The 496-nt window shown below is 69.8% G+C and carries 1 pseudogene; it reads right to left on the bottom strand.

The features are described 5' to 3' along the window. Window positions 1-234: pseudogene (locus tag AMK27_RS40895) on the bottom strand (transcriptional regulator); the annotation flags it as partial. Between the last annotated feature and the right edge of the window lie 262 nt (window positions 235-496).

Below are 496 nucleotides of genomic sequence, written 5' to 3'. Positions count from 1 at the left end.
ACGGAGCGCGTCGGAGCGCTCGGCGTCCAGCTCGGCCGGCACGCGGATCTCGATGCGCACGAGATCGCGCTCCAGGGCGGTCTCCAGGACCCGGGCCACCTTGAAGCGGCTCACGCCGAACTCCTCGGCGATCTGGATCTTGGACTTGCCCTCGAGGTAGAAGCGGCGGGCCATGGCCGCCGCCTGCACCAGCTCCGCGGGGCCCATCCGCAGGGCTGACCGTCCCGCCGACATACCCGCCACCGCGATCTCCTCACCTGTTCACGTACCGCTGTTCACGTACCGACGTTCATGTACCGCTGTTCGCGTACCGCTGTCGTTCACACTCTGGACTCGCTGTCCATCCTGTCAGATGTGGCGAGCCTTGATCAGTCCTGTCGGCGGCCCGACGGACCGCGTTCATCAGACGGAGGCTCAGTGGCCACACGCCCACGGCGCGGAGGCCGTCACGGCCTCCGCGCGGGCCCTCAGCGAGGCGACGGCGGCGGCCGGGTCG

This window comes from Streptomyces sp. CB02009, from assembly GCF_001905825.1.
Classification (GTDB): Bacteria; Actinomycetota; Actinomycetes; order Streptomycetales; family Streptomycetaceae; genus Streptomyces.
The sequence above is the reverse complement of the archived record's forward strand: the minus strand, read 5'-3'. Positions and strand labels throughout refer to the sequence as shown.